Origin of the sequence: Mesorhizobium sp. L103C105A0 (assembly GCF_000502215.1) — a bacterium.
GTDB lineage: Bacteria > Pseudomonadota > Alphaproteobacteria > Rhizobiales > Rhizobiaceae > Mesorhizobium.
In genome coordinates, this window is sequence record NZ_AYXF01000002.1 from 813498 (window position 1) to 834574 (window position 21077).

Sequence of the window (21077 nt, forward strand, 5' to 3'; positions counted from 1 at the left end):
GCGCCAACCGCCGGCTGGTCCGGACGTGAGCGTTACTTCACGTCGACTTTGAGCTGCTGCCACAGCGCCAGATAGGCCTCGCGCTGCGCGTCGGTGATCGGCGCCTGGAACTGGATGCGCTTGGCCACCTCGGGATCGCCCATCACCTTGCGGTTGAAGGAGTCTTCAGGCAGCGCTTCCACCGCCTTGGTGTTGGCCGACACCGGAGCGCCGACCTTGGTGACCCATTCGACATAGAATTTCGGATCGATCATCCAGTTGATGAAGGCCTGCGCACCTTCGACATTCTTCGAGCCCACCGGGATCGAGAACGCGTCGAGCCAGGCGACGGCGCCTTCCTGCGGAACGACCAGCGAGACCGGCAGCTTGAAGTGGGTCTTGGCGCGATCGGCCGAGCCGCTCCAATAGGTGCCGATGTCGATCTGGTTGGAGGCGACCATCTGGTTCCAGTCGTTCTCCGAACTCCAGAACGTCTTGATCTGCGGCATCAGCGAGGTCAGCTTCGCCTTGACCGCTTCCATATCCTTGATGTCGTTGATATTCTGACCGGTGGCGATGGCGCCGAACTGCACCGCTTCGACAGCGTCGTCGCGAATGACGACCCGGCCCTTATGCGCTGGGTCCCACATTTCGGCGATCGAGGTCGGTGGCTTGTCGAAGGACTTTTCGTTGATTGCCAGCGCCGTCAGGCCCCACACCCACGGCACGCCATAGACCTTGCCGTCATGGTCGAGCATCGGCGATTGCGCCTTGTCCTTGCTGATGTCGGCATAGTTCGGCAGCTTCGAGACATCGATCGGCTGGATCAGCTTTTCCGCCATCGCCTGATCGTTGAAGGCGGCGTTGATCATGACCACGTCATAGAGGCCCGGATTGGTGCGGATCTTGGTCAGCATTTCCTGTTCGGAATTGAAGAAGTCGTTGACGACCTTGTTGCTGGTCGCCTTTTCGAAGGCTTCGATCGCCCACGGCTCGTCGGCGCCGTAGCCCTTCCAGTTGAGCACATGCACTTCGGCGGCACTGGCGGCCAGCGTGAGCGCGGAGGTGATGACGGCGGTCGCCGTCAGCAGGGCAGTCAGTCTTGGCATGCGCATGTTCGTTCCTCTCTTGTTTGCCCGCTTGGCGGGTCAGGCTGTCTGATGGGCCTTCTGGTTCTGGCCCGGCTCGCCCGTGGCGGCCTGGCTCAGGAAAGTCTGGATCTCGCTGTCGGTCGGCGCCGATGAGCCGCCATGGCGGGTGACGGAAAGTGCTGCCGCCGCATTGGCATAGCGCGCCGCCTCGAAGGGATGCACGCCGCGCGAGAGTGCACTGACGAAACCGCCGATATGGGTGTCGCCGGCGCCATTGGTGTCGATGGCATCGACCTTGAAGCCGGCAATGGTCTGCGTCTCGCCATTGACCAACCTCACGAAACAGCCCTTGGCGCCGGCGCGGATAACGACGCCTTCGGCCTTTGGGCAGTGGTCGGCGAGCAGCCGGGCGGCGAGTGCCTCGACATCGCCTTGCCCAGCGATCTCGACCGCTTCCGTCATGTTGCAGCTCAGCCATGTCGTACGGGCAAGCACCCGCGAAAGGATGGGACGTGGGATATCCGCGATGACCGGCGTTGGATCGAAAACGAAGGGAATGTTTTCTGGCAGCGCCTCGATCCAGTCGGTCAGCGCGTCGCGGCTGCCGGAATAGCTCAGCGTATAGCCCGACGTGAACACCCAATCATCAGGCGCGACCACCACGGGCCTCATCATCTCGAGGCTGAGAAAGCTCTCCGCACCGGGCCACGACACGAAGGTGCGCTCGGCATCCCCGGAGATCATGGCGACGCAATTGCCGCTGTCCATGACCGGCGATGGCGACGTCAGCGTTATGATGCCTTCGGCCGCAAACGCGGCGCGCAAGAAATCGCCATTCGGTCCGCTGCCGAGCTGGCCGCCGAACACAACCGTCATGCCGGTGCGGCTGGCCGCGACCATCATGTTGAAGCCGCCGCCGGCGACCTGCGCAAAGCTCGACGCGGTCTTCTCGCAGCCCGGCGCCGGCAAGGCGTCGATGCGGTAGACATAGTCGACGACGGCGCTGCCGATATGGACCAGACGCCCACTCATGCCGCGGCATCCTTGCTGGCCTTTGCCGTGCGCGCCGCGACGAGGTCTTCGGCAAGCGAGCGCACCTCCCCCATATCTATGCCGACGAGCCCGGCAATGTGTTGTTGCGGCAGTTGCGAAAAGCCGACGCAGGCGCCGGCCATGCCTGAGGCAATCGCGCCGATCGTGTCGGTGTCGCCGCCGAGATTGGCGCTGATGATTGCCGCTTGCCAGGGATCGCCCTGCGCGACTTCAAGCACGGCGAAAGCTGCCGGCACGGACTCCTGGCTGGCCACACCGGTGCCGACGAGATCGGTGATGAGCCCGATCGCATCCCGCGTGGTCTTGCCGCGCACGAGCTCCTGCGCCCAGGCGATACGCGCGGCGATATCGCCACCAGTCACCCAATGTCCGAGCCTGGCGCCTCGCCGCGCGGCTGCTACCGCGCTGTCGGAAGCGGCACGCCAGTCGCCGCCGGCGACGCCACGGCTGACGGCGGCGGCGACGGCGGCAGCCGTGGCAATGGCGATCGAGGTGTTGTGCGTCGCGCGGCAGGTCTCCGCCACCTTGGCGATAAAAGCGTCGAGCGGTTCCAGCGGCATCATGATGCCGACCGGCGCGATGCGCATGGCCGCGCCATTGGTGTCGCCCCGGCTTCCCGCCTCTTCCGCCGGCACGCCGTCATTGATGGCGTCGATGGCGCGCTTGGTCGATGGTCCCAGCAGGTCATAGCTGCCGCGCGCCTTGACCTCGCGCTCCCAGTCGAGCAGTGCGTTCACCCAGCGCGCATGATCGAAGCGGTCGCCGGACTCGACGAGAATGCGACCAAGCAGCAGCGCCTGTTCGGTATCGTCGGTGATGGTGCCGGCAACGAGCCCCTTCGACACCGGATGATCGGCAAACGGCGCCACGAAATCCTCGACATGGCCGTATAGCTCGGCGATCCGCGCCGGCGACAGAAGCTGCGTCGGCATGCCCAGCGCATCACCGAGCGCCCCACCGACAAGCGCGCCCATGGCGCGATCGAGCGTGTCGTTGGTTCTGTCCGGCATCGCTCAAAACCTCATATGCAGCGCGAAATGCGCCGGGTTGAGCAGGCTGGTTACATATTCGATCGGCCGGTCGTCAGCCGCACGCGTCAGCCGGCGTCCGCGCAGGAACGGCGTGCCTTGCGGGCAGCCGAGAATGGCGGCGTCTTCGGCATTCAGCATCTCGATGCCGACCCATTCCTCGCCATGGTCTGGGATGAGGCCGGCGCCGCGCAGCGTCTGGTGCAGCGAGCCTTCGCGCAGACCGCGCAGCGGCACGTCCTCCAGTTCGGGCGACAGCGGCAGGCGGCTGCGTTCGATGGAGATCGCATGGCCGTCGCTGGCATTGGTGCGCACCCGGTCGACGGCGATGAAGAACGGGCTTTCGATGCCAAGCAGCGCGGCAAGATCGGCATCCTCGATCACTTCAAGCCGCAGCGTCCGCGTCTCGGCATTGGCGCCGGCATTGGCCAGCGCCCGCGACCAGCCAATGCTGTCATCGACCGGCTTGCCGTCGAAAGTGACGAAGGAGCCGATGCCGACCTTGGTCGTGATCAGCCCACGGCTGGACAACTCCTCGAGGCCCTTGCGGACCGTGTTGCGGCTGACGGAAAAGCGCTGGACGAGTTCGTTCTCGCTTTGCAGGCGGTCGCCGAAGCCAAGCACGCCGGAGCGGATCTCATGTTCGAGAACGGTGGCGATCTGCTCGGGCTTGCCCGTGCCGGGAGAAAGTTGAACCGCGCGCCGCTTCATATGGGTACCTGTTCAGTAAACCTGTATAGTCCTGTTCGATATTGGAGTTGAAGGGCGACGTCAACGATATATTTGGATTCACGCATATGCGTTGTGCTCAGGTGCCCCAAGGCATCGTTTGTTCGCATGGCGACGCTAACCGCGTAGGGCGCTCCCGTCTCCGAGACAGAGCGGGGGCAGCGCTTCCCTCAGGCGATTAGCCTTGCGCTCACACGAAGAAAAATTCCTCGATCCGTTGCTTGGCCGTCCGCAGCGCTGGCAGGATATCCCGCTCCATCGCCTCGACGGAGAGCCGCGCCGACTGCGTCGAGACGTTGATCGCCGCCACGGTCTTGCCGGCGCGGTCATAGATCGGCACCGCTATCGAGCGCAGGCCAAGTTCCAGCTCTTCATCGACGACGGCAAAGCCATCCGCCCTCGCCGCGTCGATGGCCTTGGCCAGCGCGGCGCGGCTGGTGATCGTCTTCGGCGTGCGCCGCTCGATCCTCGCCTCTGCAAGCAAGGCCTTCAGCTCATCCGCGCCCAGCCCCGCAAGCAGGACGCGCCCCATCGAGGTGCAATGCGCCGGCAGCCTGGTGCCGACATCGAGCGAAACGCTGAGGATGCGGCGGCCAGGAATGCGCGCGACATAGACGACTTCCTCGCCCGACAGCACCGCCGCGTTACAGGCCTCGTCGAACTGGGCGGCCACGTCGCGCATGATGCGTGCGGCGAATGTCCACAGCGAGGCGCCGCCGAGCCAGGAGCGCACGATGGTGAGCAGGCGCGGCGATAGCGAAAACTGCCGGCCGGATTGCGTGGCATAGCCGGTCGCGGTCAGCGTCAGCAGGAAGCGACGCGCGCCGGCGCGGGTCAGCCCCGCCTCCTCCGCCATTTCGGTCAGCGTCATCCCGGCCGGATGCCGGGCCAGTATCTCCATGACTGCAAGGCCGCGCTCCAGCGAGCCGACATGGTCGCGTGTCGTTGCCTCGTCCTCCATGCGGCCTCCGCAAGACAATGCGCCGCCTTGACTCGTCTCGGCGGCGCGATGTAAAAATATCTCATACAAAACAAATGTTCGCAATACGAACTTTTTGAACTTCGGAGTTCTTGGCGATGGTCAATTTCCTGCCGCTCAAACAGGCCGTGGCTGAGAACCTGCATGATGGCGATACGGTCGCCTTCGAAGGCTTCACGCATCTGATCCCGACGGCGGCGGCGCATGAGGCCATCCGCCAGGGCTTTCGCGACCTGACGCTCATCCGCATGACCCCCGACCTGATCTACGACCAGATGATCGGCATGGGCATGGCCAAGAAGATCATCTTCTCCTATGTCGGCAATCCCGGCGTCGGCCTGCTGCGCCGCGCCCGCGACGCCATCGAGAACGGCTTCCCCCGGTCGATCGAGATCGAGGAGCACAGCCATGCCGGCATGGCCAACGCCTACGAGGCGGGAGCTGCCGGCCTGCCTTGCGCGGTGTTCCGCGGCTATCGCGGCGCCGGGCTGGCGGCAGTCAATCCCAACATCCGCTCGGTCACCTGCCCGTTCACCGGCGAGGTGCTTGCCGCCGTTCCTTCCATCCGACCGGACGTGACCTTCATCCACGCTCAGAAGGCCGACAAAAAAGGCAATGTGCTGGTCGAAGGCATTATCGGCATCCAGAAGGAAGCGGTGCTCGCGGCCAAGCGCGCCGTGGTGACGGTAGAGGAAGTCGTCGACAATTTCGACGACCTGCATCCCAACCTCACCGTGCTGCCGCGCTGGACCATCGCTGCGATCTCGGTGGTATCAGGCGGTTCGCATCCCTCCTACACGCACGGCTACTATGCCAGGGACAACGCCGCCTATCTCGAATGGGACGACATCGCCGCCGACCGTGAAAAATTCCAGACCTGGATGCAGGCCAATGTCCTTGAGCGCACGGCGGACGATTTCGCCGGCCGCGTAAAGCATCTGAGGAGCGCGGCATGAGCGGCTTTACTCCCAATGAGATGATGACGATTGCCGCCAGCCGAGCCCTGAAAAACGACGATGTCTGCTTCGTCGGCATTGGCGCGCCGTCGGCCGCCTGCAACGTCGCGCGACTGACGCATGCGCCCGACATCACGCTGATCTATGAAAGCGGCACCATCGGCACCGCGCCCGATGTTTTGCCGCTGTCGATCGGTGACGGCGAACTTTGCGACACCGCCGTCACGACCGTCTCGGTGCCGGAGATGTTTCGCTACTGGCTGCAGGGCGGTCGCATTTCGATCGGTTTCCTCGGTGCCGCCCAGCTCGACAAGTTCGGCAACATCAACACCACCATCATCGGCGACTATGCGCATCCCAAGACCCGCCTGCCCGGCGGCGGCGGCGCGCCGGAGATCGCCACCTCGTCGAAGGAGATCTACATCACCATGGCGCAGTCCAAGCGCGGCATGGTCGAGAAGATCGACTTCTTCACCTCCTTCGGCCATGGCAATGGCGGCGACCATCGCCAGCGCCTCGGCATCGAGACCGCTGGACCGACGCTGCTGATCACCGACCTCGCCATCTGGAAGCCCGACCCGATGAGCAAGGAATTCACCGTGGTGTCGCTGCATCCCGGCGTGACGCGGCAGCAGGTGCAGGACAGCTGCGGCTGGATCGTAAAGTTCGCCGAGGCGCTTGACGAAACGCCGGCGCCGACGGAACTCGAGCTGACGACATTGCGTGACCTGCAGGCCCGCACCAAGGCGGCGCATGAGGGAAGCGGAAAAGAAAAGGCCGCATGACATGACCGAGGCATTCATCTGCGATTACATCCGCACCCCGATCGGCCGTTTCGGCGGCTCGCTGTCGTCGGTGCGGGCCGACGATCTTGGCGCCATCCCGCTGAAGGCGCTGGTCGAGCGCAATGCCGGCATCGACTGGCAGGCTGTCGACGACGTCGTCTATGGCTGCGCCAATCAGGCCGGCGAGGACAACCGCAATGTAGCCCGCATGTCGCTGCTCCTGGCCGGACTGCCGAAGGAAATTTCAGGCTCGACCGTCAATCGCCTCTGCGGGTCCGGCATGGACGCGCTCACCATTGCCGCCCGCGCCATCAAGGCGGGCGAAGCCGAGTTGATGATCGCCGGCGGCGTCGAATCGATGAGCCGCGCGCCCTTCGTCATGCCCAAGGCCGAGACCGCCTTTTCACGCCATGCCGAGATCCATGACACCACCATCGGCTGGCGTTTCATCAACCCGCTGATGAAGAAACAATATGGCGTCGATTCCATGCCGGAGACCGGCGAGAACGTCGCCGAGGATTTTTCAGTGTCGCGCGCCGACCAGGACGCCTTTGCCGTGCGCAGCCAGGACAAGGCCGTCGCGGCACAGGCCAATGGCCGGCTGGCGAAGGAGATTACCCCGGTGACGGTCCCGCAGAAAAAGGGCGATGCGACTATCGTATCGAAGGATGAGCATCCCCGCGCCGGCACCACGGTCGAGTCGCTGGCCAAATTGCCGACGCCGTTCCGGCAAGACGGCACGGTCACCGCCGGCAACGCATCGGGCGTCAACGATGGCGCGGCGGCGCTGATCATCGCCTCCGAAGCGGCTGTGAAAAAACACGGCCTGACGCCGATCGCCCGCATCCTCGGCGGCGCTGCCGCCGGCGTGGCGCCGCGCATCATGGGCATCGGCCCTGCTCCGGCGACACAAAAGCTCTGCGCTCGCCTCGGCCTGACACCGCACCAATTCGATGTCATCGAACTCAACGAAGCCTTCGCCTCCCAAGGCATCGCCGTGCTCCGCCAACTCGGCATCGCCGAGGATGCGGAGCACGTCAACCCCAATGGCGGCGCCATCGCGCTTGGTCATCCCTTGGGCATGTCGGGCGCGCGCATTGCAGGCACGGCTGCGCTGGAGCTTCGCGAGCGCGGCGCCCGCTATGCGCTCGCCACCATGTGCATCGGCGTCGGCCAGGGCATCGCAGTGGCGCTCGAACGGGTTTGAGATCGCACTGCCCTTAATAGGGCAAACCGACATAGTTCTCCGCCAGCGCGGTCGACGCCGCCTGCGAATGCACGAGATAGTCGAGCTCGGCTTCCTGGATGCGCTGGCCGAACTCGCCCGTATCGGGAAAGCGGTGCAGCATCGTCGTCATCCACCAGGAGAAGCGCACCGCCTTCCACACCCGAGCCAGCGCTTTGGCTGAATAGGCGTCAAGCCCGGCCTGCGATTTGTCCAGATAGAATTCGCGAAGTCCGGCAAAGAGATAGCGCACGTCGCTGGCAGCGAGGTTGAGCCCTTTGGCGCCGGTCGGGGGCACGATATGGGCGGCGTCGCCGACCAGGAACAGCCGGCCGAAGCGCATCGGCTCGGCAACGAAGGAGCGCAGCGGCGCGATCGACTTTTCGAAGGACGGCCCGGTAACAACGGCGGCGGCAGTCTGCTCGGGCAGGCGACGGCGCAACTCATCCCAGAAGCGGTCGTCGCTCCAGGCCTCGACGCTCTCATCAACCGGAACCTGCACATAGTAGCGGCTGCGATGTGTCGAGCGCATCGAGCACAGCGCAAAGCCCCGCTCATGGTTGGCGTAGACCAGTTCGTGATCGGCCGGCGGCACTTCGGCCAGCACGCCGAGCCAGCCGAAGGGATAGGTCCGCTCGAAGGTTTTCAGCGCCCGCTCAGGCACCGATTTGCGGCTGACGCCGTGATAGCCATCGCAGCCGGCGATGAAGTCGCAGTCGATGCGATGGCCGACGCCGTCCTTGCTATAGGTGACGTAAGGCGCTTCGCCATCGAAACCATGCAGCGCGACGTTGGCCGCCTCATAGACGGTGGTCAGCCCGGCCGCCTCGCGCTTGTCCATCAGATCGTGCGTCACTTCGGTCTGGCCATAGACGGTGACATGCTTTCCCCCAGTCAGTGCCGTGAGGCCAAGCCGGTGCAGGCCGCCGCCGAAGGCAAGCGAGATGCCGGCATGCAGCAGGCCCTCGGCATGCAGCCTTGCAGCTGCGCCCGCCTCTTCGAGCAACTCGACGGTGCCTTGTTCGAGCACCCCTGCCCGCACCCGGCCAAGCACATGCTCCCGGCTCGAACGTTCGAGGATCACCGTCTCGACGCCAATGGTGCCGAGAAGCTGGCCAAGCAGCAGCCCGGACGGTCCGGAGCCGACAATGACAATCCGGGTGCGCATCAGTGTCCCAGGCTTTCGATCTGTCCGGCGAGTTCGGCGGCGAGCCGTAGCGCAGCCGCGGTCGCAACCGCCATCTGCGGCAAGAGCAGCCATTCCAGCGTCCAGGCAGCACCGGAGCGCTCCTGCTCATGCACCAGCGCCTGATGCATGCCGGAAAGCTGGGTGGCGTTGAAGCGCGCCAGCGTCACCAGCACTTCCGCCTTCACCGGGTTCTGCTTGTGCGGCATGGCCGACGAGCCGCCGCCGCCGGACAGCTTGATGTCGGTTCTATCTTGAGCCATCAGCGCAATGTCCTGGCCGAACTTGCCGAGGCTGCCGGTGATGAGCGATAGCAGCCCGGCGAATTCGGCCAGCGCATCCCGCTGGCTGTGCCATTGCGGCGCGTCGCCAAGGCCGAGCTTTGCGGCAAGGGCCGCGCGCACGGCAGGTCCTTTGTCGCCCAGCTTCTCCAGCGTGCCGGCGGCGCCGCCAAACTGCACCACGAGCAGACGCTTGGATTGCTCCGACAGTCTCTGCTGATGCCGTTGCAGCGGCGTGCGCCACACCGCCACGCGGTCCGACGCCTGAATTGGGATCGCCGGCTGCATGCGCGTCATCGCTGTCAATGCACGGCTGCCAAAACGTTCTTCCAGCCCCACCAGCCGCAGAATGTTTTCAGTCAGCAGCAGGTCGAGATGTTCAATGAGCCGGCGCAGCCGAAGCACCAGGCCAGTGTCGATGACGTCCTGGCTGGTTGCGCCGAAATGCACGCCGGCGTCGTGCGGCGCCCCGACCGCTGCCTTCAACTGGCGCACCAGTTCGGGCACGATCACGCCATCCTTCGCCACACCGGCCCGCAGCCGCGCGGTGTCCGGCTTGTATGACAACAGGACAGGTACAATCGCCGCGGCGGCATCCGTGCCGATAGTCCCGCTTTCGGCTTCCGCTTGCGCCAGCGCGCGCTCGAAATCGAGCATGGCGGCGATTTCCGCATCCACCGAAAAATGCCGAGCCGCCTCCTCGTCGCCGAGCAGGCCGGAGAGCAGCGGATGGTCGAAGGGCGATACGGTCATGTCATTGGTTTCCTGACCGTCAGCTGTCGAAGAAGACCGTTTCCTTCTCCCCTTGGAGATGGACGTCGAAAATATAGTTGTCGCCTTGCCGCTCGGCGATCAGCGTCGGCACGCGCACCTTGTGCTCGATGCGGGCCAGGATCGGATCCTCGGCATTGGCCTTGGCCTCGTCGGAGAAATAGAGCCGCGTGTGGAGGCCGATATTGATGCCGCGGGCGACGATCCACAGGCTGATATGCGGCGCCATCAGCCGGCCGTCGCCATACGGCACGCGTCCCGGCTTGATCGTCTGAAAACTGCACAGGCCGGTTTCCATGTCGGTCGGCTGACGGCCCCAGCCCTGAAAATCCGGATCGGCATCGCCGCGCAATTCGGCCGGCGAATTGTAGAAGCCATTGGCATCCGCTTGCCAGATTTCGATCAAGGCATCCCTGAGCGGCGTGCCGGTGCCGTCGAGCACGCGGATGCGCAAACCGATGCGCTCGCCCTTGGTCTTGTCGTTGAGCATCGTCGCGCCGAGGTCTGTCGGATAGACGCCGCCGATACCACCGAAATTCGGCGTCAGCCCGATATGCACGTAGGGCCCGGCGGTCTGCGACGGGCTCTCCTTCAGCCGGGTCAGCGATTGCGCCATCAATTGCCCTCCGGCCGGTTTTCGAACAGCGCGGCGCGGCGCCCGCGCAGCACGATGTCGAACTTGTAGGCGCGCGCGTCGAACGGGATCGTCGCCTGCATGTCGAGCGCCGCGACCAGCGTCTCAACGGCCGCCTTGTCACGGATACCGCGCACGATCGGGCACCGCCAGATCAGCGGGTCGCCCTCGAAATACATCTGCGTGATCAGCCGCTGTGCGAAGCCGTGGCCGAACACCGAGAAATGGATGTGCGATGGCCGCCAGTCATTGGGCCCGTTCGGCCAGGGATAGGGACCGGGCTTCACCGTGCGAAAGGCATAGCCGCCATCGGCATCGGTGATGGTGCGGCCGCAGCCGCCGAAATTCGGATCGAGCGGCGCGAGATAGCCGTCCTTCTTGTGGCGGTAACGGCCGCCTGAATTGGCCTGCCAGAATTCGAGCAGCGCGCCGGAGACGCCCTGGCCGCGCTCGTCGAGCACGCGGCCATAGACGATGATACGCTCGCCGATTGCGCTCTCGCCGGGCTTGGCGAAGTTGTGGATCAGGTCATTGTCGAGTTCGCCGAGCATGGCGTGGCCGAACACCGGACCGGTGATTTCGGACGCCGTGTTGTCGAAGGCCAGCAGCGCCTTTTGCGGCGAGCGCAACACCGACGTCTTGTAGTCGGGCGTCAGCGCCGGCGGATGCCAGCCACGGTCGCGCTGGAAGAAGGCTCCGCTCTCGGGCCTGCGGTTCGAGCCGGCATCAGCTGGCATGGCCAGCCCTGCTTCCGTCCATTTCCGAAAACACCTCCTTGGCGATCCTGAAGGCGCGGTTGGCGGCCGGCACGCCGGCATAGATCGCGACATGCAGGAACGCTTCGCAGATATCGTCGCGCGACGCACCGGTGTTGGCGGTGGCGCGCACATGCATGGCGACCTCTTCATCATGGCCAAGGGCGGCCAGCAGTGCCAGCGTCACGATCGAGCGTTCGCGCCTGCTGAAGCCCGGACGCGCCCACACAGTGCCCCAGGCTGCCTCGGTGATCAGCTCCTGGAACGGCCGGTCGAAATCGGTGACGGCATCCTCGCTGCGATCAACATGCGGGTCGCCGAGCACCGAGCGCCTGACGGTCAGCCCGGTCTGATATCTGGTTTCGTTTTTGGGCAGTTCATCCATGGGTCTGCTTTCTCAGGGGAAGCGCCGCGACGAAATCGCGGATCAGGGTGGTCAGCGCCTTGGGCTGTTCGACGCAAGGGATGTGCGCGGCGTCACGAATGATTTCGAAATGTGCGCCTGGGATCAGATCGGCCAGCCAGCGGACGAGATCCGGCGGCGTCGAGCCGTCCTGGTCGCCAACGACGCAAAGCGTGGGTACCGCGATCCCCTGCGCGGCCTCGGTGAAATCGGCATCGCGCACCGCGGCGCAGGTGCCGACATAGCCGGCGACGGCTTGCCGGGTCATCATGTTCCAGTAGCCGTCGAGCTCGGCGACACGGTCCGCGTGGAAGGCAGGCGTAAACCACATTTTGAGCACGGCATCGGCGATGGCCTGGATACCTTTGCTTTCGACCGTTTCGATGCGGGTGTTCCAGCTGTCGGCCGTGCCGATCTTGTGGGCGGTGTCGCACAGGATGAGGCCGTCGACGATTTCGGGGCGCCGGGCATAAAACCCTTGCGCAATCAGGCCGCCCACCGACAGGCCGCACAGCACCGCATTGTTCAGTTCGAAATGATCGATCAGGCCCGACAGATCATCGACATGCTCGTCGATCGAGCTGACGCCACCAATGTCGGACAGGCCATGGCCGCGCTTGTCGTAGACCAACACAGGCATTTCGCCACCCAGTTCGGACAACACCTCGTCCCAGACGCGGAAGTCGGTGCCCAGCGAATTGATGAACACGATCGGCCGCGCATTTCCCTTCGCCTTGATATGGCGATGGTGCAGCGTGATGCCGCCAATGTTGACGAATGGCACGATTTCGATCCTCCGTGTTCACATTGCACAAGGCATTTGGTTTGGTAAAATGATATTTTACGCCGTTTCATTAACTGCTAGGTTATGAGAACATGTCCGAAAGCCGCATAAGGTTCCGTCACCTGCAGGCATTCCTTGAGGTAGCGCGGCAAGGCAGCGTGGCGAGGGCGGCCGACTTTCTCCATGTCAGCCCACCGGCCGTGACCAAGACGTTGCGCGAATTGGAGGAGGCGCTTGGCATCGCTGTCGTCGAACGCGACGGCCGCGGCATCAGGGTGACACGGCTTGGCGAAATCTTTCTCGGCCATGCCGGCACGGCGATCACGGCACTGAAGCGCGGCGTCGATTCCGTCCGCCAGGACGGCGCCATCAACCGGCATCCGATCCGCATCGGCGCGCTCCCGACAGTGTCGGCCAAGGTGATGCCACGCGCCATAAGCCTGTTCCTGAGTGAAAATACCGGTGCTGCGATCAAGATCGTCACCGGCGAGAACGCGGTCCTGCTGGAACAGTTGCGCGTCGGTGCGCTCGATCTCGTCGTCGGCCGGCTTGCGGCGCCGGAAAACATGACCGGCTTCTTCTTCGAGCATCTCTATTCCGAACCGGTGCTGTTCGTGGTGAGGGCCGGCCATCCGCTGCTGCAGCCGGGCCAGGACATCTTCGCCCGGCTCGATGAATTCCCGGTGCTGATGCCGACGCGGGAGTCGGTCATCCGCCCCTTCGTCGACCGCCTGTTCATCACCAACGGCATGACGGCGCCTGCGACCGAGATCGAGACCGTCTCGGATTCCTTCGGCCGTGCCTTCCTGCGCCAAAGCAATGCGGTCTGGATCATATCGACAGGCGTCGTCGCCAACGAACTCTCCAGCGGCGCCTTCGTCGCCTTGCCCGTCAACACCGAGGAAACCAAAGGGCCGGTCGGCCTGACGATGCGGACCGACACTGCGCCTTCGCCGGCCTTCACCATCCTGCTGCAGACCATTCGCGAGGCGGCCAGCCAGAACGCCTGAGCACCTTTCGCCAATCTGGCGCAGAGCGGGCCTTCAGCCGTATTTCCATAACCTGTTGGTTAACGAAACACCGCAAAATATCATTTTACCAAACCAAACACCTAGGGCACTGTGACGATGGGAGGATCGAAATCGTGCCGTTATCGGCATTGGCGGCGTTCCGCTGCCGCCTCAAGGCCTGCCGGGGCGATCTCCGATCTTAAGAACGGGCGGCATCGATTTTGAGCAGGCCGGCGGTGACCTCCAGGTGCCGTCAGGAAAGGGAGGAATACCAGCATGACCTCAAGCAAATCCGGCGTCTCGCGGCGCCAGTTCATCGCCACATCGCTCGCCGGCGGCGCGGCACTTGCGCTCAGCCGCGGCCAGGCATTCGCGCAGGCCGCCGACACGCTGAAGGTCGGCTTTGTCAGCCCGCGCACCGGGCCGCTCGCCGGCTTCGGCCAGACCGACGGCTATGTGCTCGATCTCGCCCGCAAGGCGCTCGCCAACGGCCTCGACATCGGCGGCAAGAAATACAGTGTCGAGATCATCGACCAGGACACGCAATCCGACCCGTCGCGCGCCGGCCAGCTCGCCAAGGACCTCATCAACAACCAGGCCGTCGACCTGATGCTGGCGGTGTCGACGCCGGAGGTGATCAACCCGGTCGCCGACGCCTGCGAAGCCGCCGGCGTGCCTTGCCTCTCCACCGTTATGCCGTGGGAGGCCTGGTATTTCGGCCGCGGCGCCAAGCCCGGCGAACCCTCGCCGTTCAAATGGACCTATCATTTCGGCTTCGGCGTCGACGAGTTCTTCCGGACCTACATCTCGCAATGGAACCTGATCGAGACCAACAAGAAGGTCGGCGTCATGTATCCCAACGACGCCGACGGCAATGCCATCCGCACCCATCTGGCGCCGTTGCTGGCAAAGCAGGGTTTCACCATCGTCGATCCCGGCGCCTACGAGACCGGCACCACCGACTATTCCTCGCAGATCGCTCTGTTCAAGCAGGAAGGCGTCGAGATCTTCAACTCCTTCCCGATCCCGCCGGACTTCGCCGCCTTCTGGCGCCAGGCCGCGCAGCAAGGCCTGATCAAGCAGATCAAGATCTGCCAGGTCGCCAAGACCGGGCTGTTCCCGTCCGACATCGAGGCGCTCGGCGATCTCGGCAACAAGATTTCGAGCGCCGCTTACTGGCACAAGGCCTTCCCCTACAAGTCGCCGCTGACCGGCGTTTCGGGGACCGAACTGGCCGACGGTTATGAGGCCGCCAGCGGCAAGCAATGGACGCAGCAGCTCGGCGCCTCGATGTCGCTGCTCGACGCCGGCTTCGAGGCCCTGAAGGCAAGCACCGACGCCAAGGACAAGGCGGCCGTCGCCAAGGCGCTGAGCACGCTCAACACCGAGACCATGATCGGCAAGGTCGACTTCACCAGCGGCCCGGTCGCCAATGTCTCTCCCGGCCCGATCATCGGCACCCAATGGGTGGCGGCCAAGGAAGGCGGCAAATTCCCGCTCGACTACGTCGTGACCGAGAACGCCACCGACCCGAAGGTTCCGGTCGAGGCCAAGCTCCAGCCGTATAACGGCTGACGGACGGCTACGGGGGTCGCATCGTGAACGGTTCAGCAAACGCCGCGATCCTCCGCGCTGCCGGCATCCAGAAACGCTTCGGCGCGCTGGTGGTGCTCGACGATGTCGACTTCGCCATGAATGCCGCTGAGGCCGTCGGCATCGTCGGCCCGAACGGCGCCGGCAAGACGACGCTGCTCAGCATCTTGTCAGGCGCCTTCCCGCCGAGCGCCGGCACGGTCGCCTTCAAGGGCGGCGACGTGACGGCGCTGCCGGCCACGGCGCGCTGTCGTCTCGGCCTGGTGCGCACGCACCAGGTGCCGAAACCGTTCAGCGGCATGACCACGTTCGAAAACGTCTTCGTCGCCGCGTCGCATGGGGCGGGTCTCGCCCGCGACGAGGCCTATGAAGCGGCGTTGGCGTCGCTGAAACTGTGCGGCATGCTGGGCGTCGCCAACCGACGCGCCGAGACACTCGGCCTGCTCGACCGCAAGCGGCTGGAACTGGCCCGCGCGCTTGCCGCAAGGCCGACCCTGCTTCTGCTCGACGAGATCGGCGGCGGACTGACCGATGGCGAGGCGAGCGAACTCGTCGATACCATCAAGGAATTGCGCCGGCGCAAGATCGGCATCGTCTGGATCGAGCACATCGTCCACATCCTGCTGCAGGTGGCCGAGCGGCTGATCTGCATGGATGCCGGAAAGATCATTGCCGATGGCGAGCCGCAAGCCGTGATGGCCGATCCCGAAGTCGTGCGCGCCTATCTCGGTGGAGGCCCGAAATGAGCCTGCTCGCAATCGAGAATCTGGTCGTCCGCCACGGCCTGTTGCAGGCGGTGCGCGGTGTGAGCTTTACGATCGAGCGCCGCGAAACGCTGGCGCTGGTCGGCGCCAACGGCGCCGGCAAGACGACGCTGCTCAGGGCAATCGCCGGCGCGCATCAGCCGACTGCCGGCCGTGTGCTGCTGGACAGCGCCGACATCACCGGCGTGCCGTCGCACAAGCGCGTCGGCATGGGTGTGGCGCTGGTGCCGGAAGGACGAAAGCTGTTCGTGCAGATGACGGTCGAGGAGAACCTTCTGCTCGGCAAGACCGCCGGCCGGCCCGGCGACTGGAGCGTGGAAAGGGTGCTCGACACGTTCCCCAATCTGAAGCCGCGCCGCCACGCCAAGACCGGGCATCTCTCCGGTGGCGAGCAGCAGGCCACCGCCATCGGCCGCGCGTTGATGAGCAATCCGGAGCTGCTGCTGCTCGACGAGGTCTCGCTCGGCCTGTCGCCGCTGGTGGTCGATCGCGTCTACGCTTCGCTGCAAGGGCTGATCAGCTCCGGCACGACGATCATCCTGGTCGAACAGGACCTCAATCGCGCGCTCTCGGTCTCGGACAAGGTCATCTGCATGCTCGAAGGACGCGTCGCGCTGGAAGGCCCGAGCAAGGGCATGTCCCGCGATGAAGTGACGAAAGCCTATTTCGGCCTGCACAGAAAAAGCGCCGGGAGTGTGCCGGCATGAGCAACCAGATCGTCCAGGGCATCCTGCTCGGCGGCTACTACGCGCTGATCGCCTGCGGCCTCTCCTTCATGTTTTCGGTGATGCGCATCATCAACCTCGCGCATGGCAGCCTGGCCGTGTTTTCCGCCTACGCGCTGTGGTGGCTCGCCTCGCAATTCCATATCTCGCCCTTCGTCGGCCTGCTCATCGTGCTGCCGCTGATGGCGGCCATCGGCTGGGCGCTGCAGCGCTTCCTGCTCGAGCGCAGCGCCCGCGGAGGCGCGCTGCTGCCGATCCTGACCACGTTCGGCCTCGCCATCGTCATCGACAATGCGCTGTTCGAGCAGTTCGGCGCCGACACACGTTCGCTGGCGCCCTATATCGGCAGCCTCTCCTACGATTCCTGGGAATGGCCGGGCAGCATCTATGTCGGCAAGCTTGCCGTGATCATGTTCGCCGCCGCCGTCATATTGCTTGGCGGACTGCAGCTGTTCCTCACCCGCACGTGGCTTGGCCGCTCGATCCGCGCCACGTCGGAAGATCCCGACACGGCCGGTCTCGTCGGCGTCGATGCGCGCCGCGCCAACGCCCTCGCGGCCGCCATCGCCATGGTCACGGTCGGTCTTGCCGGTGCCTTCCTCGGCATGCGCGCCACCTTCGATCCCTATACCGGCGCACCTCAATTGCTGTTCGCTTTCGAGGCGGCGGTGATCGGCGGCGCCGGTTCGCTATGGGGCACGCTGGTCGGCGGCATCGTTCTGGCGCTCGCCCAGACGCTCGGCGCGCAGATCCATCCGCAAGGTTTTCTGATCGGCGGCCATGTCGCCTTCCTGATCGTGCTGTTCATCCGGCTCTCCACCTCCGGCCTCGGCCTGCGCGGCCTGCTGCGCCTGCCCGCGAGGAAAGCATCATGAGCTCGGTTTTAAACGCCCCCGTTATCGAGCGCGGCACCTCCGCCTCGCGCATCTCGGCGATTGCGGTTGTCGTCATCATCGCGCTGCTCGCTGTTGCGCCGCATTTCCTGTCGGCCGGCGCCGTCGACCGCATGACCGCCTTGTTCATCTATGTGATCCTGGCGGCGATGTGGAATGCGCTGGCCGGCTTCGGCGGGCTGGTTTCGGTGGGACAGCAAGTGTTCTTCGGCCTCGGCGCCTATTTCACCATCCGCCTGGCCGATGCAGGCCTCAACCCGTTCGCTTCTCTGTTTGTCTCGGCGATCATTGTCGGCGCGATCTCCTGGCCAATGTCGCTGTTCATGCTGAAGCTGAAGAACGGCGAGTTCGCCATCGGCATGTGGGTGATCGCGGCGCTCACCCATCTGCTGGTCAATCTCGACCGGCTGGTGCAAGGCGAGACCGGGACGTCGCTGATCTCGCTCAACATCTATGACGCCGGTTCCAGGCGGGCGACGATCTACTGGCTGGCGCTGGCCGCGATGACGGCGCTTCTTGCCATCCTGTTTAGCCTGCTGCGTGACAGCACGGGTGCGGCCATCCGCGCCATCAGGGACAATGAGGAGGCCGCGGCATCGGTCGGCGTGCGCGTCACCGGAACCAAGCGGCTGCTCTTCGTGCTCGCCGCCTTCGGCATCGGCATGGCCGGCGCGCTGTGGTTGGCCACGTCGATCACCTTCCAGCCGAAAACCTACTTCAACGTCCAGTGGACCGCCTACATGATCTTCATGGTGCTGGTCGGCGGCATCGGCACCTTCGAGGGCGCCATTCTGGGTGCGCTGCTGTTCTTCCTCATCGAGACCTGGTTCGGCGGCGCCGGCGTCTGGTATCTGATCGGCCTCGGCGCCACGGCGGTGCTGTTCTCGCTGTTCCTGCCGCGCGGCCTGTGGGGAACGCTGGAGGAGCGCTTTGGCCTGCGCCTGCTACCGGTCGGCTACCGGGTCAGGCTGCCGGCAAACGCCGGCGATAGTGACGCGGCGCCCTCGCCGCAACAGGCCGCAACGCATCCAGAAAAGGCGTGACCATGCTGTTCGGCAAGACCATCCTCATCACCGGTGTCGCCTCTGGTATCGGCGCTCTCACGGCCGAACTTGCCGGCCAACTGGGCGCTGACGTGATCGGCGTCGACGTGCGTGAACCGGCAGCATCGGCCGGCAGTTTCGTCAAGGCTGACATCTCATCCAAGGCCGGCGTCGACGATCTCCTCGGGCGCCTGCCGCAGCGCATCGATGCGCTCTGCAATGTCGCCGGCCTCCCCGGCAACACCGGTGCGGTGTCGACACTGGCCGTCAACTTCTACGGCCTGCGCGCGCTCTCGGAAGGCCTCGCACCAAGACTTCGTGAAGGCGGCGCCGTGGTCAACGTCGCCTCGATCGCCGGCTATGGCTGGCGCGCCAATCTCAACCGCGCGGCATCGATGGTCGGCATCGAAGGCTTTCCCGATGTGGCGAAGATGATCGCCGACCATCAGGTGAAGAACGAGGAAGGCTATCCCGTTTCCAAGGAGCTGCTGCTGTTGTGGACGCAGCGCGCCGCACATCAGGACCTGTTCAGGAGCCGCGGCATCCGCGTCAATGCAGTGAGCCCCGGCCCGGTCGAGACGCCGATCCTCAAACAGTTCCGCAATGTGCTGGGTGACGCCCGCGTGGACAGCGACATCGCCAGGGTCGGGCGCGCCGGAACCTCGGGCGACATCGCGCCTGTCGTGCTGTTCCTGTGCTCGGACGGCGCACGCTGGGTCAACGGCGTCAATGTGCCGGTTGACGGTGGGCTTGAAGCATCGATCAATGCCGAGGTACTCGGCTTCTAGACCATGATCCCGAAAAGTGGGAGCCGGTGTTCGGATCAGATCGTGGTCGATAATAGATAGAAAAGACGCTCGACGGCGAGCGAGGGAGAGAACAATGGACATCGGACTACTGATCGACGGCGACAAAAGGGATGCCTCCGGCTCAGCCTCTTATGAGCGCATGGACCCGTTCACCGGCAAGCTGGCGACCCGCGCTGCCGCAGCCAGCATCGCCGACGCCAATGCCGCGGTGGAAGCCGCGGCCGTTGCCTTCAAGAGCTGGTCGAAGACCGGACCGGGCGAGCGCCGCGCTTTGCTGTCCAGGGCAGCCGATGTCATGGATTCCAAGGTCGGCGAGTTCACCAAATTGATGATGGAAGAAACCGGCGCCACCGGCCCTTGGGCCGGCTTCAACGTCATGCTCGCCGCCAAAATGCTGCGCGAGGCAGCCGCCATGACGACGCAGATTTCGGGCGAGGTCATCCCCTCCGACAAACCCGGCACGCTCGCCATGGCGATCCGCCAGCCCGCCGGCGTCTGCCTCGGCATCGCGCCGTGGAATGCGCCGGTCATCCTCGGTACCCGCGCCATCGCCATGCCGATCGCCTGCGGCAACACGGTTGTGCTGAAAGCCTCCGAAATGTGCCCCGGCACACACCGGCTGATCGGGCAGGTGCTGGTCGAAGCGGGCCTGCCCAAGGGCGTCATCAATGTCGTCACCAATGACCCCAAGAACGCAGCGGCAATCGTCGAAACACTGGTCGCGCACCCGGCCGTAAGGCGTGTCAACTTCACCGGCTCGACCAAGGTCGGCAGGATCATTGCCGAACTCGCCGGCCGTCACTTGAAGCCGGCGCTGCTCGAACTCGGCGGCAAGGCGCCGCTGGTCGTGCTCGACGATGCCGACATCGACGCCGCGGTCAATGCGGCGACCTTCGGCGCCTACATGCATCAGGGCCAGATCTGCATGTCGACCGAGCGTCTGGTCGTCGATGAAAAGGTCGCCGACGAATTCGTCGCCAAGCTCGCCGTCCGCGCGGCGCAGCTGCCGGCCGGCGACCCGCGCGGCCATGTCGTGCTCGGTTCGCTGATCAGCGGCCAAGCCGCCGACAAGATGGAAGAAATGGTTGCCGACGCCGTCGCCAAGGGCGCCAGGCTTGTGGCCGGCGGCAAGCGCACCGGAACCGTAGTCGAGGCGACATTGCTCGACCACGTGACGCCGGCGATGCGCGTCTATTCGGAAGAATCCTTCGGCCCGGTCAAGCCGGTGATCCGCGTCAAGGGCGAGGACGAAGCGGTACGTGTCGCCAACGATACCGAATACGGCCTGTCTTCAGCCGTGTTCAGCCGCGACATCCGCCGTGCCATGGCGGTTGCCGCGCGCATCGAAGCTGGCATCTGCCACATCAACGGCCCGACCGTCGGCGACGAGGCGCAAATGCCGTTCGGCGGCGTCAAGGGTTCAGGCTACGGCCGCTTCGGCGGCAAGGCCTCGATTGCCGAGTTCACCGACCTGCGCTGGCTAACCATCGAGGATCCGGGGCAGCACTATCCGTTTTGACTGCACCTTCTCCGACAGGGGGAGAAGGGAAGGAGCCCTCAGGGCCGGTTGCCTGGCGAGCCAACGGATTCCCGCATCAAAA

22 protein-coding genes are annotated in these 21077 nt (G+C 64.8%); 11 read left to right on the forward strand and 11 right to left on the reverse strand.

The genetic code is table 11. The annotated features are described in order from the left end of the window. Window positions 1-32: 32 nt before the first annotated feature. From X727_RS155970 to X727_RS155950, 5 genes are all read right to left on the reverse strand, one after another. A complete protein-coding gene (locus X727_RS155970) occupies window positions 33-1094 on the reverse strand; it encodes an ABC transporter substrate-binding protein (RefSeq protein ID WP_023668165.1) in 1062 nt (353 codons plus the stop codon). 33 nt (window positions 1095-1127) lie between these two features. After that, window positions 1128-2102: a PfkB family carbohydrate kinase gene (locus X727_RS155965; RefSeq protein ID WP_023714831.1), complete on the reverse strand. Its 975-nt coding sequence runs from the start codon at window positions 2100-2102 to the stop codon at window positions 1128-1130. Beyond that, window positions 2099-3133, reverse strand: a complete 1035-nt coding sequence (locus X727_RS155960; RefSeq protein ID WP_023714832.1) for an ADP-ribosylglycohydrolase family protein — start codon at window positions 3131-3133, stop codon at window positions 2099-2101. Before X727_RS155960 ends, X727_RS155965 begins: the two co-directional genes overlap by 4 nt. Before the next feature lie 3 nt (window positions 3134-3136). Beyond that, window positions 3137-3862 (reverse strand): GntR family transcriptional regulator, encoded by a 726-nt coding sequence (locus X727_RS155955; protein ID WP_023687928.1) that lies wholly within the window; start codon window positions 3860-3862, stop codon window positions 3137-3139. A 208-nt stretch (window positions 3863-4070) separates the two neighbouring features. Continuing rightward, on the reverse strand, window positions 4071-4841 hold the full coding sequence (locus X727_RS155950) for an IclR family transcriptional regulator C-terminal domain-containing protein (RefSeq protein ID WP_023833948.1): 771 nt from the start codon (window positions 4839-4841) through the stop codon (window positions 4071-4073). Between the two features lie 116 nt (window positions 4842-4957). Between X727_RS155950 and X727_RS155945 the strand changes: the two genes are divergently transcribed. Genes X727_RS155945 through pcaF form a run of 3 tightly spaced genes read left to right on the forward strand, consistent with a single transcriptional unit; the run spans window position 4958 to window position 7807 of the window. Then, the gene (locus tag X727_RS155945; RefSeq protein WP_023685266.1) at window positions 4958-5815 is read left to right on the forward strand and encodes a CoA transferase subunit A; all 858 of its coding nucleotides are present in this window, start codon (window positions 4958-4960) and stop codon (window positions 5813-5815) included. Continuing rightward, a complete protein-coding gene (locus X727_RS155940) occupies window positions 5812-6600 on the forward strand; it encodes a CoA-transferase subunit beta (RefSeq protein WP_023685267.1) in 789 nt (262 codons plus the stop codon). Before X727_RS155945 ends, X727_RS155940 begins: the two co-directional genes overlap by 4 nt. A gap of 1 nt (window position 6601) precedes the next feature. Then, window positions 6602-7807, forward strand: coding sequence for a 3-oxoadipyl-CoA thiolase (gene pcaF / locus X727_RS155935; RefSeq protein ID WP_023687925.1), 1206 nt, complete (start codon window positions 6602-6604; stop codon window positions 7805-7807). Window positions 7808-7820: 13 nt separating this feature from the next. Here the strand turns inward: pcaF and pobA are convergent, their stop codons facing one another. From pobA to pcaD, 6 genes are read right to left on the reverse strand one after another with little or no spacing between them, the layout of a single operon-like run. Continuing rightward, window positions 7821-8993 (reverse strand): 4-hydroxybenzoate 3-monooxygenase, encoded by a 1173-nt coding sequence (gene pobA / locus X727_RS155930; RefSeq protein WP_023833949.1) that lies wholly within the window; start codon window positions 8991-8993, stop codon window positions 7821-7823. Next, a complete protein-coding gene (locus X727_RS155925; protein ID WP_023685270.1) occupies window positions 8993-10045 on the reverse strand; it encodes a 3-carboxy-cis,cis-muconate cycloisomerase in 1053 nt (350 codons plus the stop codon). The genes pobA and X727_RS155925 overlap by 1 nt, the downstream gene beginning before the upstream one ends. Before the next feature lie 19 nt (window positions 10046-10064). Continuing rightward, the gene (gene pcaG, locus X727_RS155920) at window positions 10065-10679 is read right to left on the reverse strand and encodes a protocatechuate 3,4-dioxygenase subunit alpha (protein ID WP_023685271.1); all 615 of its coding nucleotides are present in this window, start codon (window positions 10677-10679) and stop codon (window positions 10065-10067) included. After that, window positions 10679-11434 carry a protocatechuate 3,4-dioxygenase subunit beta gene (pcaH, locus tag X727_RS155915; protein ID WP_023685272.1) on the reverse strand — a complete coding sequence of 252 codons (756 nt, stop codon included), beginning with the start codon at window positions 11432-11434 and terminating at the stop codon, window positions 10679-10681. The genes pcaG and pcaH overlap by 1 nt, the downstream gene beginning before the upstream one ends. Further along, entirely contained in the window at window positions 11424-11837 is a 414-nt protein-coding gene (gene pcaC, locus X727_RS155910; protein ID WP_023685273.1) for a 4-carboxymuconolactone decarboxylase, read from the reverse strand. The genes pcaH and pcaC overlap by 11 nt, the downstream gene beginning before the upstream one ends. Further along, window positions 11830-12639, reverse strand: a complete 810-nt coding sequence (pcaD, locus tag X727_RS155905) for a 3-oxoadipate enol-lactonase (protein WP_023687922.1) — start codon at window positions 12637-12639, stop codon at window positions 11830-11832. Before pcaD ends, pcaC begins: the two co-directional genes overlap by 8 nt. A 92-nt stretch (window positions 12640-12731) precedes the next feature. Between pcaD and pcaQ the strand changes: the two genes are divergently transcribed. The 8 genes from pcaQ to X727_RS155865 all read left to right on the forward strand — a co-directional run bounded on the left by pcaQ (window position 12732) and on the right by X727_RS155865 (window position 20995). After that, a complete protein-coding gene (pcaQ, locus tag X727_RS155900) occupies window positions 12732-13649 on the forward strand; it encodes a pca operon transcription factor PcaQ (protein WP_023685275.1) in 918 nt (305 codons plus the stop codon). A gap of 276 nt (window positions 13650-13925) precedes the next feature. Beyond that, complete coding sequence (locus X727_RS155895; protein ID WP_023739488.1) at window positions 13926-15224, forward strand: ABC transporter substrate-binding protein; 1299 nt, start codon at window positions 13926-13928, stop codon at window positions 15222-15224. Between the two features lie 23 nt (window positions 15225-15247). Continuing rightward, window positions 15248-15988, forward strand: a complete 741-nt coding sequence (locus X727_RS155890; protein WP_023696243.1) for an ABC transporter ATP-binding protein — start codon at window positions 15248-15250, stop codon at window positions 15986-15988. Then, window positions 15985-16713: an ABC transporter ATP-binding protein gene (locus X727_RS155885; protein ID WP_023696244.1), complete on the forward strand. Its 729-nt coding sequence runs from the start codon at window positions 15985-15987 to the stop codon at window positions 16711-16713. The genes X727_RS155890 and X727_RS155885 overlap by 4 nt, the downstream gene beginning before the upstream one ends. Continuing rightward, window positions 16710-17606 carry a branched-chain amino acid ABC transporter permease gene (locus X727_RS155880; RefSeq protein ID WP_023829185.1) on the forward strand — a complete coding sequence of 299 codons (897 nt, stop codon included), beginning with the start codon at window positions 16710-16712 and terminating at the stop codon, window positions 17604-17606. Before X727_RS155885 ends, X727_RS155880 begins: the two co-directional genes overlap by 4 nt. Continuing rightward, window positions 17603-18667 carry a branched-chain amino acid ABC transporter permease gene (locus tag X727_RS155875; RefSeq protein WP_023829184.1) on the forward strand — a complete coding sequence of 355 codons (1065 nt, stop codon included), beginning with the start codon at window positions 17603-17605 and terminating at the stop codon, window positions 18665-18667. Before X727_RS155880 ends, X727_RS155875 begins: the two co-directional genes overlap by 4 nt. 2 nt (window positions 18668-18669) lie before the next feature. Next, entirely contained in the window at window positions 18670-19455 is a 786-nt protein-coding gene (locus X727_RS155870) for a coniferyl-alcohol dehydrogenase (RefSeq protein ID WP_023833950.1), read from the forward strand. A gap of 94 nt (window positions 19456-19549) precedes the next feature. Further along, window positions 19550-20995, forward strand: a complete 1446-nt coding sequence (locus X727_RS155865) for an aldehyde dehydrogenase (protein ID WP_023833951.1) — start codon at window positions 19550-19552, stop codon at window positions 20993-20995. Window positions 20996-21077: the final 82 nt, after the last annotated feature.